This is a genomic window from Acetomicrobium thermoterrenum DSM 13490 (assembly GCF_900107215.1).
Classification (GTDB): Bacteria; Synergistota; Synergistia; order Synergistales; family Acetomicrobiaceae; genus Acetomicrobium; species Acetomicrobium thermoterrenum.
In genome coordinates, this window is record NZ_FNPD01000009.1 from 25905 (window position 1) to 39988 (window position 14084).

Below are 14084 nucleotides of genomic sequence, written 5' to 3' on the forward strand. Positions count from 1 at the left end.
GCCTCTTCGGTTCTTATCCTAATTGCAATATCAGCATTATAGCTACAACAAAACCTAATATTACCATAGTTTCTGGAATGGCCTCAAGTATTATCATTATGGCAGACGTTTCGGGCTTCTCCGCAACTGTCGCAGCGCCGGCACTTCCTATTTTCGCCTGAGCGTAAGCTGTAGCTAAGGCCGGAATCCCCACTGCCAACGCGGCAGCCAGCCCTATTAAGGCTTTCTCCAAGCGGTTCCCCTCCTTCGCTTAATAGGTTTATATTGTTTACCTTTGCCTTCGTAAAATTTACCAAAAAACTCGACATAATGTAAACGGGCCGAGTGCAATACCGATCCAGCTATAGCTATTATTAAATTAAGCAAGTGTATCAGGACGGCCAATAAAATTCCAAAAAAAGTCACTCCCAACACATCCACGAACTTTGTCGCTACCATAGCCAATATGGCAGAAGATAAACCTATAGCCGCAATTCTTATGTAACTTAATACGTTACCCACAGAACCAATGGTTTCCACAAATCCCGATAGATTTCCTCCTTTAATCAATAATGCAAGGCCGGTCACCAAAAGTGCAACGACAAAAGGTATCAGGTTGAGTTCAATTAAATTAAAGTAACCGACTACAAACAATACAATCCCCAGCAGCGTAAACAACGTTCCCAATCGCTCATATGTATGATGTTTGTTCTTGTATTTGACTCCTTCATATGCCCCCAAGGCCAAACCTAAGATAACGTGCGCAACACCCAAAGAAACGGTAAAACCCATGACAGGAATAATGCCATGCGTTCTCTCAACCCATAGAGGTTCCATATGAAATAACCTGTGGCCAAGATCACCAAAAAATTCCCCATATAGGAATCCCCATATAATGCTCATTACCGATATGTTTATAAGTATCTGCGAAACGCCTTTAAGGATCGGATTTTTCCGCCTGAATGCCTTTAAGCTAAACAAGCCGATAAGGAGAAAAATCAAGCCATAGCCAATATCGCCAATCATGCAACCGGCAAAAAGAGGAAAAAATATGGCTATAAAGGCAGTAGGATCCGTACTTTTATAGCCCGGCATGGGCATTAATTTTAGAAACAATTCAAATGGTTTAGCCCATCTTGGATTGTCCAGCAAAATGGGCACTTTAGGCCATTCGCGCGGCTCGGGTGATCTCCATGTAATTAAAACTCTCTCTCCAAACCTATTTTTCAGCGATGATTTTACCTTCTCAAACTCCGACGACGGTATCCATCCCGTCAAGGTAAAAATTTCCCCTTCGCTCGATAGTTTCTTTTCTAAAATTAAAGACTCCAACCTGTCATCAATTAATATATATAAAGCCGCTAAACGGGGACCCCACTCTTCTTTCGTCGAATCCAGCGTCTTCTTCGCTCGCTCCAACCTCTCCGGCAACCACTTAAGTTCCATTTGGGCCGCCATGGGGGATTCTATGGTAGACTCACCCGCAACTGTCTTGGGCATAGTGTAGGAAATACATCCAAACTCGTCCATAATTTCATGAACAGCAGAGATTTTATCCTGATCCACACTAAGGGCCATTATAGAGATGTTTTCTCCCTGGGAAAGCAACTTGTGGTTAACATAAGGCCTTTCCACAACAGGAGTCGCGGAACGAATTTTCCTTTCAAGCTTTTTCAGTAACCCGCTTATCTTGTCAGTTTCTACCAGCCAAAAGGATATTGCTTTCCCCCTTTTTTTCTCCTCAGTAAAAAAGTTATAGAAATGGTTAGCTATATAATGAACCTGCTTTAGGGCAAAAATTGATTCCTCCAATGCCTTTATCTCGTGAGCCATTTCGGATAGGCGCCCCTTAAATTCCACCAGACTTTTTTCTATTTCGTCTAAGGCTGCCATATCATCTAGATGAACAGCATTCCCTAAAGATTCCACGAGATCCTGGGGCAGGCTACTCCAATCGTTCCAACTAAGATCTTCTAAAAGGCCCAATATGCCAGCCCGCAAAAATTTCATCTTTTCGACCATTGGTTCATCGGCTATTTGCCTGTATTCGACGGCCTCTTCGATTTCCACATGGAAAACCCCAAGGTCACGAATATGCTCTATTAAATCTTTACTATCCTTTTGCAGGCCTATTATCTTGAGATGGATCATTTCCGCTATCAAACTTCATCCATACCCCTTTTCCAATCCTCAATATTGCCTTCCTCTTCGCTTCCCCTGTCGAGGTTTGGCCATAAATCCTGCGATATTTCCGATATAATGGCATCTATTAGGCCGGGCTTATCTATTTTACCCGTCATATCCTTTGCTAGATCCTGATATTTTGTTTCCAGCTCGTGAGCCTGAAGCAAAAGAGTCTCCTCTTCTTTTTTGAGCTCTTGTTTGAAGAGCTCCATCCTCTTCACATACATTTCCTGAATTTGCCTTAAGGTTTCCTCTCTCGTTTTGTTCGCTTCGGCTATCCTCTGCTTATATTCAATTTCCAGTAAATTTTTGAAGGACTCCAACTCTTCAGTTAAATCATCATAGATTCCGTCTGTTTCCCCATCCTTATTGTTCACCCAAAACTCCTCCTTCCATGAGAAACTCACAGAAAGCACTTCTGTCTATTATCCCAATATATTTCCCATCCTTTGCCACGGGAAGCCTTTTGATCCTTTTTCGAATCATCAAATCCGCAACGCTCATCAAACTCGCAGAAGGGTCTACGCTTATGACTTCTCTTGTCATGAATTCTTCGACTCTTCTCAGGCCGATATCATGTATCTTGTCAAAAAGGGATAATTCCCCATTATTGCTTAAAAATGTCGATGAGGTAATGGTTTCAAGATAGGTTGGGAGTGCCGCTTTCAGGATGTCGCTTTCGGAAATGAAGCCAACTAAATACCAATTCCCTTCTACAACTGGCACGCCTGTAACTTTATGAATATAAAACATTTTCACGGCATCTATAACCAAATCGTCTTTCGACAAAACCGTTAGATCTTTTTGCATCACCTCTTGAGCTTTTATGGCCATTAATCCATCCTCCTATTGCACAACCCCAACTTTGTCAAAAAAACCAATACCACGAACAGGGGCAATCTCATTATGCGCTTTAGCCTCCACGGTTCCTGTATCGTCCGGTACAACCACTCTAAGCCCAATCTTTGCCAGGCAACAGGAGCTCTCTTTAAGCGTCCCGAGATCACGTCAAAACTTCCACCCACCCCTATTGCAATTACACCCTTTAAATGCTTCAAGTTTCGATAGATCCATATTTCCTGCTTAGGCACCCCAAGGCCAACGAAAAGTATCTTGGCCCCGCTTTCGTTGATCAATTTACAAATATCAGAATCCCTCTCCTCGGAAAAGTAGCCATGATGAAAACCTGCTATTTTTAGGTTTGGGTAGCTTTCGTTGAGGCGCGCCGAGGCCTTTTCGACCACATCTTTGCTACCCCCAAGTAAGAATATAGACATACCCCTGTTTTCTGCCATTTCACACAAATTGTTCATAAAATCGATGCCGGCTATTCGTTGCTGTATTCTCACGCCCAATAACTTAAAGGCCCACACTAACCCCATTCCATCCGGTAAAGACAAATCGGCGGATTTTACAGCTTCTCTAAGCTCAAAATCATACCTCGATCTTTCGGCAACTAAAGCATTGGGGGTGACGATCATGTAACTTTTATCATCTTCTTGACTTGCCCAGAATATCACTTTATTTAAGACATAATCCAAAGAGACGTTATCGACGAATATACCCCATAAAGATGGTCTGCGCTGATCCTTGGGTGCAGCATTTTTTGCAACATAAATCAGAAATACCACTATTCCTGCCGCAAGAGCGGTCATTGATATTTTCAACCCCCATGGCGATGGGACAAGCTGAAACAAAGCCACCGAGGTCCCTATGGTCATACAAAAAGCCGCGACCAACCTAACAGCCTGGGGGTGATCTATGCCTCGAGACACTAATTTCTCATAAAGAGAGACATTTCTCCAGCGGGCACTATCGGCAAAAGTCTTTCCAACAAAACCGAGAGAGGCTTCCATTAGCGGCAATGCAAATAGCGACAGAGGCAACAAAATAGTCGCAAAAGTAACGCCCTTACTAACCCCTATGAGGGACGTACCGGCAATTAGGGTAGACCAAAAATACACCAACGGATCGCCTAACCTCCGATAAGTATGGCCAATCCTGCTCCAAAATATAAGACAGAGCGATATCCCAGCAAAGGAAATCCACATAGAATCTTTTAAACCTTGGTCCAAAAAGAAACTGACACCCCATAAAAGCACCCACGTTATGGCCATCAGGTGCCCGGATAACCCCGATATTTCATCGACCTCTGACAAAAAAGTCTGGCATAATAGCAACCAAGTCGCCGTAGCAATTATTGCCACACCTGAAGACAGATAGTAAAAATTCTCATTGCCCAAAGTTATGAATTGTATTCGCGGCCCCACAAGAGCAAATGCTATAGCCAAGGCAATCCTCAAAAAAGGCCAAAACGGTGAAGAATACAACCTTTCCGCTGTAGCCACAACGGCGAAAATAATCCCAAAAGCCATTATAATGGAGGAGGTTTTTGTCCCAATTACAAGGGACAATAAAGACATGCTGGCAATCATAAGCATATCTCTTGTATAATCCCATTGGTCAGTCGTCAATCGTCTTTTTGTGATTTTTTCAAAGATCAAGCAAGCCAAAGCCGTAACTGCGATCAAGAGGTAATCTGTGTCCATCTGAGATACACTCCTCCTTCGATTGGTTTGTTTATTAATTTTATCATGAAAGGGTCGGTGTATAGAATGAAGTTAAAGAAAAAAACAATTTCTTCAATATTTAGAAGTTTTTTAAAGATTTGTCTTGCCTGCTCGATAATAACCCTTATTTTGCCCTTCAATCGAGCCTACGGTTCATCGGTAGAAAAACTTGCGACGGCCTTCACTAAAGAACTTACTCCAGAGCAAGCTATTATAATCGTCGACAACCCACCGACAGATGACGGATATGTGGGTCATTTGTATGTAAACTTAAAGGGGGCAGTTTTAGAAGGTTTAAGGATCGATGAAATATCACTCGAAGCAAAGGACGTATACTTTAACCCTCCAGCAAAATGGGATGAAAAACTGCGCCCCCAAAAAGTAGCAGAAGTATCATTTGAAGCCCGATTGCTTGAGGACGACATTAATAAAGCTTTAAAAGAATACGAACTAAAGGACAAAAAATGGAGCAACTTCAAGTTCGATTTGAGAGATGGCCAGATTGTCGCCATTGCCGTCTATGAGCAACCCCTGCTTCTTTTTAAACTCAACGTGCTGGTCAAGCTATCGGGTAAACTGGAAGTAGTCGATAAAGATAAGATATATTTGGTAGATTACAAACTTTACGCTGACGGCTTCCGACTTCCCGAACAGGCGACACGAGATCTCGTTGAAAATGTACAACCACTTCTTGACTTCAGTGAGTTTATGTTTCCCGTTAAACTGGACTCTGTCTATAATGACGAAGAAGCTCTATTTATACGCACTAAAGAAAAACCTGAACCATTTGACAGCGCCCACCAATGGACTTACTCCTTAGCTAGCGAAAGTGTCGTATCTCGGTAAGTCCTTTCATATAAGGCACCAATGCATCGGGGATTTTGATCGATCCATCGGCCTGCTGATAATTTTCCATTATCGCTATGAGACACCTGCCAACGGCTATGCCTGAGCCATTTAAGGTGTGAACGAAGCGTGTTCCCTTCGCACCCCGAGGTTTATAACGCGTATTCATGCGTCTGGCTTGAAAGTCTTCGCAATTACTGCAAGAACTGATTTCCCTGTATGTATTTTGAGAGGGCAACCATACCTCCAGGTCATAGGTCTTGCTGGCAGCAAATCCCATATCGCCGGTACACAAACATACGACGCGATAGGGAAGTCCTAGTCTTTTCAACACCTCTTCTGCATTTTGAGTGAGCTTCTCCAATTCATCGTAACTCGTCTCCGGCGTGCATATTTTTACAAGCTCTACTTTATCAAATTGATGCTGTCGAAGCATGCCCCTCACATCCCGACCGTGACTGCCTGCTTCTCTTCTAAAACAAGGCGTGTATGCAGTATAATAAAGGGGCAATAGGTCTTCATCCAAGATTTCTTCGGCGTGCATATTGGTAAGGGGGACTTCGGCTGTAGGAATCAGCCATAAGTCATCGCTGTCGCAATGGTACAGATCATTGGCAAACTTTGGCAATTGTCCCGTTCCCGTCATGGTTTTAGAGTTCACGATGAAAGGGGGTTCAAATTCCAAGTAGCCATGTTCGCGCGTATGCAAGTCCAACATGAAATTTATCAGCGCCCTAGCTAAACGCGCTCCATTTCCTCTCAAAACTGTAAACCTGCTTCCAGCCAACTTTATGCCAGCCTCAAAATCCATCATACCCATCTTTTCGCCCAGTTCCCAGTGAGGTTTGGGCTCAAAGTCAAACTTTGGCAGTTCACCCACAGAACGCACTACAACATTATCTTCCTCCGATTTGCCGACAGGAACGGATTCATGAGGCTTATTAGGGATCTGGAGCAATAAATCTCTAAGATTTTCTTCGATATCCTGAACTTCTTTGTCCAGGACTTTGATGTCTTCGTTGATATTTCTTATTTCTTCCATCAAGTCAGAGGGGTCTTCGCCCTTAGATTTTAACTTAGCAACCTTTTTGGATCCCTCGTTTCTTTTTGCTTTTAAACCCTCTACCTCAATTAACTTTTGTCTACGCAAAGAATCCAGATCTAAAAGTTCATCAAGAGGATATTCGTAGCCTCTGTTTTGGAGCATCCTCCTTGCCACATCCGGATTTTCTCTGATCCATTTGATATCAAGCAATTTGAGTACCACCTTTCTGATTTCGTATCTGAGAGAGCAAATTGACCATTTCTAAAGCCGCCATAGCCGCTTCCGCGCCCTTATTCCCCGCCTTGCTGCCTGCCCTGAGCAAGGCCTGCTCCAAATTGTCGCAGGTAAGCACGCCAAAAACAACAGGTACTCGTTGTTCCAGTGCAATCTTTGCCAAGCCCTTCGAGACCTCTGAGGCCACGTAATCGAAATGAGGAGTATCTCCTCGAATAATTGCCCCTAAGGGGATAACTGCGTCGTAGTCGCCCGATAGAGCCAACTCCTCGGCTATCAAGGGTAATTCCCAAGCACCGGGAACCCAATATAAATCGACATCCTGCGGCCTGACGCCATGTCTAAATAAAATATCCTTGGCCCCTTCGATTAATTTATTTGTTATCAACTCATTAAATCGAGAGGCCACCAATGCTACCCTTTGGCCTTCTCCTATAAGATTGCCCTGAAGAACACGCATGACATCATCCTCCTAAGTTATTGTTATAGATCTCGGTCTTCTATTCAATCAAATAGATGCCCCAGTTTTTCTTTTTTAGTCTTTAGATAATTTAAGTTATAGGAGTTTGCCTCCACCTCGATAGGTACCCTATCGATAACCTCCAAGCCATATCCCTCTAAACCAATAACTTTCTTGGGATTATTGGTCATTAGGCGCAGCTTTCTTACCCCTAAATCGAAAAGTATCTGTGCACCAACGCCATAGTCCCTTAAATCGGGGCTCACTCCAAGTTTAATATTGGCCTCAACAGTATCCAATCCTTTTTCCTGAAGTTCATATGCCTTTAGCTTTTTATATAACCCTATTCCCCTGCCCTCTTGTCGCATATAAAGCACAATACCTTTTCCTTCTTGTTCTATCATCTGCATTGCCCTATGAAGTTGTGGCCCACAATCGCACCTCAAGGATCCAAAAACATCTCCCGTGAGACATTCGGAATGAACTCGCACCAACACTTCATCGTCTTCCTTTATATCTCCTTTAACAAGAGCTATATGCAACATGTCAGGATCATCGTCCAATATCCATCTATAGGCATGGGCAACGAATTTACCATACTCAGTGGGAAGATCCACAGTAGAAACTCTCTCAACGAGCTTCTCCCGTAAGTGTCTGTAGCGTATTAAACTCTTTATAGTCATTATTTTGAGCCCGAATTTTTTTGCAAATTCAATTAACTGGGGCAACCTTGCCATGGTGCCGTCATCGTTCATTATCTCGCATATTACCCCAACCGGCTCTAAACCTGCAAGTCTTGCCAAGTCCACCGCAGCTTCAGTGTGGCCAGCTCTTTTTAATACTCCACCCTTCCTGGCTATAAGGGGAAACATATGGCCAGGACGGCGAAAATCCGAGCTTTTAGCGCATGGATCCGCCAGGAGTTGGGCAGTGGCAGCTCTATCTTCAGCGGATATTCCCGTCGTTGTACCATTTTTCGCATCGACAGAAACGGTAAAAGCTGTACCGTGAGGGTCCGTGCTGTGCGTAACCATGGGCTCTAAATCCAATTGTCTTGCCCTTTCCTCCGTCAGGGGAACGCACACCAACCCCCTTCCGTATTTGGTCATAAAATTGATGGACTCCGACGTGACCTTCGAGGCCGCCATGAGCAAATCCCCTTCGTTCTCTCTGTCCTCGTCGTCTACAACAATTATCATCTTACCCTCTTTGATAAGATCGATGGCTTCTTCCGGTGAAGCGAAAACCTCATCTGATAGGGCCATTTTTCCATTCCCCCTTCCATTTTCCATTAACTCCAACCGTAACGAGCTAATTTTTCCCATGTTAAATCGTTTTGTCTTTCTCCGCTAGAACTAAGCGGACCCCTCAAAAACCGTTCTATATATTTGCCTATTATATCCGTTTCAAGATTCACCATATCCCCCACCTTGAGATCGCCAAGGGTCGTAAGCTTTAGCGTGCTTGGAATGACACCAACAGTAAATAAATTTTCTTCAACATCTATAACCGTCAAACTAACGCCATCGACGGCAATGGATCCCTTTGGGAGAATATAACGAATCAGAGAAGGGTCGGCTTTAACTCTCAACACGATAGTCTCCGTCTTCCTCGATATCCCGCTTACAAAACCAACACCTTCCACATGACCCAATACTATATGACCACCCAGGCGATCGCCTACTTTTAAAGCCCTCTCTAAGTTTACTTTATCAAAGGGCTTTAAAAAGCCCAACTTGGTCACAGTAACTGTTTCTCCCATCATTTCAGCCACAAAACAGGAGCGTTCTCTTTTGACGACGCTTAGACATGCACCCGATACAGAAACGGATTCGTTTAGGGCAAGTTCCCCCGAAATCTCTGGAGCTTCAATCGTCAAGTTCGTTACATCGCCACGCCTATCCAGGGACAACACTATGCCAATTGTTTCGACTAAGCCCGTAAACATTACATATCGACCTCCAAAAAGAGATCATCGTCCAGTTTCTTCATGCCCCGTATCCTTCCAATGGGAATTTCGGACATGGACATTAAGGATAATCCCGAAAAGGCGCCCTTCCCTCGGCCCATTATCTTGGGAGCGTAGAACAGAGCCATCTCATCGAACAACTTAGCATCAAAAAAAGAAGATAGCACATTTGGCCCACCTTCGACCAACAAATAGTGCACGTCCATAGAGGGCAACTTATAGACCATTTCCTTTATATCCAGGAACCCTCGGGAATCGGTAGGAATCTGCATTACTCCTGCCCCTCTCGAAATTATCTCCTCCACCTTCTGAGGGGAGGAGTCTTTGGATGTCACCACTAAAACATCGCCCTCTTTAAACACTTTGGCGTTGATAGGAATTCTTAAATGTGTATCCAAGATGATCTTAAGGGGGTGTTCTCCGTCTACATATCTTACGGTCAACTCCGGGTCATCTTTCAATATTGTCCCTATTCCTACGAGGACGGCATCCGCTTCGGCACGAAGCAAGTGAGATCGTTTGAGAGAGCTTGGCCCAGTTATCCAACGGCTGCTTCCGTCCGAAAGGGCTACATCGCCATCCAAACTCATTGCAGCTTTCAAGGTAATCCATGGCCGACCATCTTCAAATACTTTTAAAAAACCTCTGTTCAGCCATCTCGCCTCATCGCTGAGCACGCCGGAGACAACCTCCACACCATGCGTACGAAGATACTCAACCCCTCTTCCCCTGACCTTGGGAAAGGGGTCTTCCGTTGAAATGAACACCCTTTTTATTCCCCTTTCAACTATCAAAGGAGCGCAGGGAGGGGTGCGGCCATAATGTATACATGGTTCCAAATTTACGTAAAGCGTCGCCCCTCTAGACATATCCTTGGCCATTGACAAAGCCATGACCTCAGCATGTGGAGATCCGGGGCATCTATGAAAACCCATGCCAACAATTTTATCGTCCTTAACAACGACACAACCGACCCTCGGATTTGGGCTTGTCCTGCCTGTCCCCCTTCTGGCCAAGCTGAGTACAATACGCATATAATATTCATGTTGTCTTTTTTCCGATGCTTTCATTATCATTATCACCTTTTAAATACATAAGAATATGTCTTGCCAACCTTGGTCCGATATTGTCTACCTTTTCCAATTCCTCCGGAGTTTTAGAAGCTATGTGGGATACGCTGCCAAAAGCAGCGAGAAGGGCTGCCGCTCTTCTTTTTCCCACTCCGGGAATGTCTTCCAGGGCCGAACGACTATAGCGTTTATTGAATTTGTTGTTGTGCGACGAAAGGGCAAACCTGTGAGCTTCATCTCTGATCCTTCTGAGAAGGTTCAACCCCGGGTCATCCAAAGGGAGCTTCAGAGGTCTCCTGGAGTCGGGCAAATAAAGCTCTTCTTCCTCTTTGGCCAAAGCAACTGCATAAATGTTCTCTATTCCCAGTTCATTTAAAGCCTTCAAAGCAAAAGAAAGTTGTAGCGCACCACCATCTACCAATAGAAGTTGGGGCAAAGGCATGTTTTTCTCTACGAGCGACGAATATCGCCTTCGGACTATTTCTTCAACTGAACGAAAATCATCTATTCCCTCCACCGTTTTAATGACATAACGACGATATAAAGAAGGATTTGGCATACCCTGTTCGAAAACCACAAAGACTCCATAGGTCTCCCTTCCGGACAAATGGGAAATGTCGCATCCTTCTATTCTCCAAAGGGGGGAGGCTATATCCAAGACTTCCTGCAGCCTTTCGAGTGCTTTCCAAATCTCTTTATCCAAAGGATCTCGAAGGGCAAAAGAGATCTGTTGTCTGCTTAAACGCCAAATGGCCCTTATTGCATCTCTATAAAAGGCTGCCTTCTCAAAAGCAAGAGATTCCACGGCTTCATTCATTTTCTTTCTGAGGCTTTCAACCAATGCACTTGTTTGCCCCCTCAAGAAAAGTATTACATCATCGACCAATTCCTGATATTCCCTTTGAGTGCAAAGACCCGCACATGGCCCAAGGCATTTACCCATGTTATACCTGAGACAGGGTCGACTTTGGACGGGAGCTTCCTTCAAATTCAAACTGCAGTTTCTCAAAGGAAAATAACGCTCCATAAGTCTCAAAACCTGTCTAAGTTCCTTTACTCTTGTATAGGGGCCGATGTAAGTGGAGCCATCATCGGCCTTATGTCTGGTTATCTCCACTTTGGGGTAGGGATCCCTGGTAATTTTAATATAGGGATAACGTTCTCCCATTTTAAGTTCTATATTGAAAAAAGGTTGATAATGCTTTATCAAACGGGCTTCAACAACTAGGGCTTCTGCCTCCGTTTCCGTCCTTATGAAGGATATGTCTCTGATTAGCTCCACGAGCTTTCTCAATCTTGGGGAGGCAAACCCATTATGTCGAAAATATGACGAAACTCTTTTTTTCAGGGATTTAGCCTTCCCGACATACAATATCTTGTCTTCCTCGCCGTGAAATATATAAACCCCCGGCCTGTTCGGAAGGTTTCTTACCTTTTCAGATAAATAAGTTGGCACGCTTTGTTCGACTTCTTTTTTTCTGGGCATCTTATATTTTCCCATCTACCTCCGGGCTTCCTAATTCTTCGTTCTTATTATAGGATTATTATTGGGATTTTGTCATATAAGAAGGGAGAGAGCAACATGGGTTTAGTATTATATAACGACCTAACGCGACGTAAGGAGGAGTTCGCTCCTGTAAGTCCGGGCAGAATCGGCTTTTACGTTTGTGGCCCAACCGTTTACGATTACATACACATCGGTAACGCAAGACCCTTTGTCGTCTTCGATGCCCTGAGACGATACATGGAATACAAAGGTTTCGAGGTCATTTATGTGCAAAACTTCACGGATATAGATGACAAGATGATTAATAAAGCTAATCAACTCGGAATAACCGTCAAAGAACTAGCCGAACAATTCATAGAAGCCTATTTCGAGGACATTATACCATTGGGAGTAAGACAAGCTACAATACATCCAAAAGCTACAGAGCACATTGACGACATCATTCGACTCATATCCCGCATTATAGAAAATGGGCATGCTTATATCATAGATGGTAACGTTTACTTCGATGTCAAAAGTTATCCCAATTATGGAAAGTTGTCCGGTCAAAGCTTGGAAGAACTCCAGGCAGGGGCAAGAATTGAAGTTGACGAAAGAAAAAGACACCCTCTTGATTTTGTCCTATGGAAGGCCAAAAAGGAAGGCGAGCCCTGGTGGGACAGTCCTTGGGGTCACGGAAGACCGGGATGGCACGTAGAATGCAGTGCCATGGCCATGAAATATTTAGGTGATACCATCGATATTCATGGAGGAGGAAGTGATCTTATCTTTCCGCATCACGAAAACGAAATTGCCCAAGCGGAGGCGGCAACGGGTAAACAGTTTGTGAGATTCTGGATACACAATGGTTATCTATTGATAAACAAAGAAAAGATGTCCAAATCTTTAGGCAACATTCTCACCGTACGCGAGATTAGGAAGAACTTCCAGCCCTTGGCCGTAAGGCTTTTCATATTGGCTGCCCACTACAGAAGTCCCCTCGATTTCTCGGACGACTCTCTAATTCAGGCCACAAAAAGCTTGCAGCGACTTCGCAATTGTTATTCCGATCTCTTGTTTTATATGGAGCGAAGCCAAGAAAAAAATACTCCCGATACGTGGCTCGAGGATGTCGTAAATAATGGTTACAAGAGGTTTTGCAACGCCCTGGACGATGATTTCAATACGGCCGGAGCGTTGGGAGCGGTTTTCGAAGTTGTCAGAGATCTGAATAATTATTTGAAGGAAAATGAGACATTAGATAAACAGGCCTTGATCAAGTCCAAGGATTTTTTTGAAACCGTTGAGAACATATTAGGAGTTATTGGAATAAATACGATAGGAGAAGAGTTTGCCGGAACATTATCGAGCAGTGAGATCGAAGGGCTCATAAAAGAAAGGGAGGCGGCGAGAAAAAAACGGGATTTCGCAAGGGCAGATGCTATACGGAACGAACTGGCCTCTAAAGGGATAATATTGGAAGATACTCCTCTAGGTACGCGTTGGAAAAAGAAAGAACAATGATAGAGAGGTTTGCGCCCTCAAATATTACAATTACTGCGTTTTGCCGAGGATTTCGTAAAATTGGTCGGGGCTGTATTGAGCAAGCCCCGCCTTCCACGCAAAAACGGCGGCCTGCGTTCTGTCGGGAAAATCGAGTTTCTTCAGAATGCGACTGACGTGGTTTTTAACGGTTTTTTCGGACAAAAACATTATCTGAGCGATATTCTGGTTTGAAAAGCCCTGGGATAACCAATAGAGGACTTCCTTCTCCCGTGGAGTAAGGTGATCAAGTTGAGCTGTATCTTTCTCGATTAGCGAGACAGGTTTTTTGTATGTCTCCAATCTTGGATCATTATAAGGATCGGCCTTGGCCACGTTACGAATTGCCGACAAAAGATCCTCTGCCTTGGAAGATTTCAGTATACACCCATATATGCCTAACTTCCTCAGATTCTGCAATCTATCGTGATAATTATTCTCTTTGGAAGTCAATAAAACACACCTGAAGGGCGCAAACTCTTTGGAGAGTTCGGGGATGGGTCCAATGCTACCTTTATCCAGAAGCTCATCGTCATACACAATGACATCTGGGCGCAGGGAACTAATAACATCCCGCATCTCTTCAGCACGGCATATCTCTCCCACCACCGAAATATCCATTTCCAACTCCAACACACGCTTTATGCATTCACGATATAATCTATGCCTGTTTGCGATGACTACTTTAATAGTCTGCAA

Annotated in this window: 14 protein-coding genes; 2 read left to right on the plus strand and 12 right to left on the minus strand. The window is 44.0% G+C overall.

Annotation, left to right across the window (positions count from 1 at the left end; translation table 11 throughout):
* Nucleotides 1-13: 13 nt before the first annotated feature.
* Genes BLU12_RS07675 through BLU12_RS07695 form a run of 5 tightly spaced genes read right to left on the minus strand, consistent with a single transcriptional unit; the run spans nt 14 to nt 4712 of the window.
* On the minus strand, nt 14-232 hold the full coding sequence (locus BLU12_RS07675; RefSeq protein ID WP_009201143.1) for an ATPase: 219 nt from the start codon (nt 230-232) through the stop codon (nt 14-16).
* On the minus strand, nt 217-2142 hold the full coding sequence (locus tag BLU12_RS07680) for a V-type ATP synthase subunit I (protein WP_234945554.1): 1926 nt from the start codon (nt 2140-2142) through the stop codon (nt 217-219). Before BLU12_RS07680 ends, BLU12_RS07675 begins: the two co-directional genes overlap by 16 nt.
* A complete protein-coding gene (locus BLU12_RS07685) occupies nt 2139-2540 on the minus strand; it encodes a hypothetical protein (RefSeq protein ID WP_091461812.1) in 402 nt (133 codons plus the stop codon). The genes BLU12_RS07680 and BLU12_RS07685 overlap by 4 nt, the downstream gene beginning before the upstream one ends.
* Nucleotides 2530-2997 carry a CBS domain-containing protein gene (locus tag BLU12_RS07690; RefSeq protein ID WP_091461814.1) on the minus strand — a complete coding sequence of 156 codons (468 nt, stop codon included), beginning with the start codon at nt 2995-2997 and terminating at the stop codon, nt 2530-2532. The genes BLU12_RS07685 and BLU12_RS07690 overlap by 11 nt, the downstream gene beginning before the upstream one ends.
* Entirely contained in the window at nt 2997-4712 is a 1716-nt protein-coding gene (locus BLU12_RS07695; protein ID WP_091461816.1) for a WecB/TagA/CpsF family glycosyltransferase, read from the minus strand. The genes BLU12_RS07690 and BLU12_RS07695 overlap by 1 nt, the downstream gene beginning before the upstream one ends.
* A gap of 66 nt (nt 4713-4778) precedes the next feature.
* On the opposite strand from BLU12_RS07695, the gene BLU12_RS07700 reads away from it, so the two are divergent.
* Entirely contained in the window at nt 4779-5579 is an 801-nt protein-coding gene (locus BLU12_RS07700) for an LmeA family phospholipid-binding protein (RefSeq protein ID WP_234945555.1), read from the plus strand.
* On the opposite strand, the gene serS is transcribed toward BLU12_RS07700, so the two are convergent.
* The 6 genes from serS to BLU12_RS07730 are packed head-to-tail and all read right to left on the minus strand — an operon-like array spanning nt 5554 to nt 11858.
* Nucleotides 5554-6834, minus strand: a complete 1281-nt coding sequence (gene serS / locus BLU12_RS07705) for a serine--tRNA ligase (protein ID WP_091461817.1) — start codon at nt 6832-6834, stop codon at nt 5554-5556. The genes BLU12_RS07700 and serS overlap by 26 nt on opposite strands.
* Nucleotides 6827-7318, minus strand: a complete 492-nt coding sequence (gene ribH, locus BLU12_RS07710) for a 6,7-dimethyl-8-ribityllumazine synthase (RefSeq protein ID WP_009201150.1) — start codon at nt 7316-7318, stop codon at nt 6827-6829. The genes serS and ribH overlap by 8 nt, the downstream gene beginning before the upstream one ends.
* Nucleotides 7319-7362: 44 nt before the next feature.
* Complete coding sequence (locus BLU12_RS07715) at nt 7363-8583, minus strand: bifunctional 3,4-dihydroxy-2-butanone-4-phosphate synthase/GTP cyclohydrolase II (protein ID WP_091461819.1); 1221 nt, start codon at nt 8581-8583, stop codon at nt 7363-7365.
* Between the two features lie 26 nt (nt 8584-8609).
* Nucleotides 8610-9266: a riboflavin synthase gene (locus tag BLU12_RS07720; protein ID WP_091461821.1), complete on the minus strand. Its 657-nt coding sequence runs from the start codon at nt 9264-9266 to the stop codon at nt 8610-8612.
* A complete protein-coding gene (ribD, locus tag BLU12_RS07725; RefSeq protein ID WP_234945556.1) occupies nt 9266-10357 on the minus strand; it encodes a bifunctional diaminohydroxyphosphoribosylaminopyrimidine deaminase/5-amino-6-(5-phosphoribosylamino)uracil reductase RibD in 1092 nt (363 codons plus the stop codon). Before ribD ends, BLU12_RS07720 begins: the two co-directional genes overlap by 1 nt.
* On the minus strand, nt 10329-11858 hold the full coding sequence (locus BLU12_RS07730) for an excinuclease ABC subunit UvrC (RefSeq protein ID WP_327020383.1): 1530 nt from the start codon (nt 11856-11858) through the stop codon (nt 10329-10331). The genes ribD and BLU12_RS07730 overlap by 29 nt, the downstream gene beginning before the upstream one ends.
* A gap of 81 nt (nt 11859-11939) precedes the next feature.
* Here BLU12_RS07730 and cysS point away from each other — a divergent pair, with 81 nt between their 5' ends.
* The gene (gene cysS, locus BLU12_RS07735) at nt 11940-13367 is read left to right on the plus strand and encodes a cysteine--tRNA ligase (RefSeq protein ID WP_091461824.1); all 1428 of its coding nucleotides are present in this window, start codon (nt 11940-11942) and stop codon (nt 13365-13367) included.
* Between the two features lie 30 nt (nt 13368-13397).
* Here the strand turns inward: cysS and BLU12_RS07740 are convergent, their stop codons facing one another.
* Nucleotides 13398-14084, minus strand: coding sequence for a response regulator transcription factor (locus BLU12_RS07740; RefSeq protein ID WP_234945557.1), 687 nt, complete (start codon nt 14082-14084; stop codon nt 13398-13400).

Bases quoted from the DNA above. Each gene is read 5' to 3' on its own strand.
- BLU12_RS07690 (WP_091461814.1), bottom strand. From the start codon at position 2,997: ATGGCCATAAAAGCTCAAGAGGTGATGCAAAAAGATCTAACGGTTTTG.
- BLU12_RS07695 (WP_091461816.1), bottom strand. From the start codon at position 4,712: ATGGACACAGATTACCTCTTGATCGCAGTTACGGCTTTGGCTTGCTTG.
- BLU12_RS07700 (WP_234945555.1), top strand. From the start codon at position 4,779: ATGAAGTTAAAGAAAAAAACAATTTCTTCAATATTTAGAAGTTTTTTA.
- ribH (WP_009201150.1), bottom strand. From the start codon at position 7,318: ATGCGTGTTCTTCAGGGCAATCTTATAGGAGAAGGCCAAAGGGTAGCA.
- BLU12_RS07715 (WP_091461819.1), bottom strand. From the start codon at position 8,583: ATGGCCCTATCAGATGAGGTTTTCGCTTCACCGGAAGAAGCCATCGAT.
- BLU12_RS07720 (WP_091461821.1), bottom strand. From the start codon at position 9,266: ATGTTTACGGGCTTAGTCGAAACAATTGGCATAGTGTTGTCCCTGGAT.
- ribD (WP_234945556.1), bottom strand. From the start codon at position 10,357: ATGAAAGCATCGGAAAAAAGACAACATGAATATTATATGCGTATTGTA.
- BLU12_RS07730 (WP_327020383.1), bottom strand. From the start codon at position 11,858: ATGGGAAAATATAAGATGCCCAGAAAAAAAGAAGTCGAACAAAGCGTG.
- cysS (WP_091461824.1), top strand. From the start codon at position 11,940: ATGGGTTTAGTATTATATAACGACCTAACGCGACGTAAGGAGGAGTTC.